This is a genomic window from Xenorhabdus aichiensis (genome assembly GCF_028598775.1).
Classification (GTDB): Bacteria; Pseudomonadota; Gammaproteobacteria; order Enterobacterales; family Enterobacteriaceae; genus Xenorhabdus; species Xenorhabdus bovienii.
On the sequence record NZ_JAQRFO010000122.1, the window covers coordinates 1 to 1,067 of the forward strand.

At 46.5% G+C, this 1,067-nt stretch carries 1 protein-coding gene; it reads right to left on the minus strand.

The genetic code is table 11. The features are described from left to right. Nucleotides 1-1,026: IS630 family transposase (locus PSI22_RS21210; protein ID WP_273581455.1), on the minus strand; the 1,026-nt coding region annotated here is incomplete at its 3' end. Nucleotides 1,027-1,067 lie beyond the last annotated feature (41 nt).

Below are 1,067 nucleotides of genomic sequence, written 5' to 3' on the forward strand. Positions count from 1 at the left end.
GGCGGGTTTTAAAATCTGGAAGTTATCAGTCAACCGAGGGGTGAGTTCTTTCGCTTTTTCTGGCAATGTGACATGAAAAAAGTGACGCAGCGTTTCACGGAATGTTTTCGTATCCGGAAAATAGACATTGTTTCGTACCTGCTCATTCACATACTTCCATAATCGCTCAATCGGGTTGAGGTTAGGGCTGTAAGGCGGCAGGTAGTGCAACTCAATATTCAAAACCTCGGCAAAAAATTGAACGACTTCGGAACGGTGATAACCCGCACCATCCAGAATAAGGTGGATTTTTTGCGAAAGGGGGTAGGTTTCCCGGATTGAACCGAAAAAAAGGACGACATTTTTCGCGTTAATCGTCGGATATTCACGAACAATAGTCTCTTCAATCCGTTGTAAATTAAGGGCACCCATGATGTTGAGTCGAGTACGACTGCCCGTGGTTTCAACCACTTTGACGTGCTTCCGCCCGCTCTTCATCCAGCCATAGCTTAATTTTGTGGACAGGGTCGGGTGAACCGCATCAATAAACAAAATAGGCGTATTCTGGCCACATTCTTCTTTCAGCGCGTTGTAGGTTTCAATAAACTGTTGCTGTTTATCCGCATCAAATTTATGCGGGGCACCCATTGGCTTCTTGTAGCTGAAACCCTGACGGTGAAGCCATTTCGTCATTCCTGCAACAGTGAAAGTCACCTGCCATCGTGCCCGAACATAGGCCATAATTTGTGCGGTAGTGTGCATCAAATTTGCCATCAGATACTCCACTAATTCTGTCGTTTGTTCGGCAGACAAACGGCTTTCAGAGCCCCCATTTTCAGGGGCGAGTTTTTCCTCAGAGAAGTAATCTTTCAGATGGCGACTCACCGTACTTTCATGGATCCGCAAAGCCTGGGCAATCATCTGGGCAGTCCAGCCTTCTGAGGCCAAAAGCACGGCCTTGATGCGGTCACGTACTCGTCCATCGCGAGTCGTATCATGCATCAATTCGAGGGCTTCTTTTTGGGCATCTGTCAGATTAATTTTCATGGGCGCGATCATGATCTGATACAAATAAAAAATCAAGCATC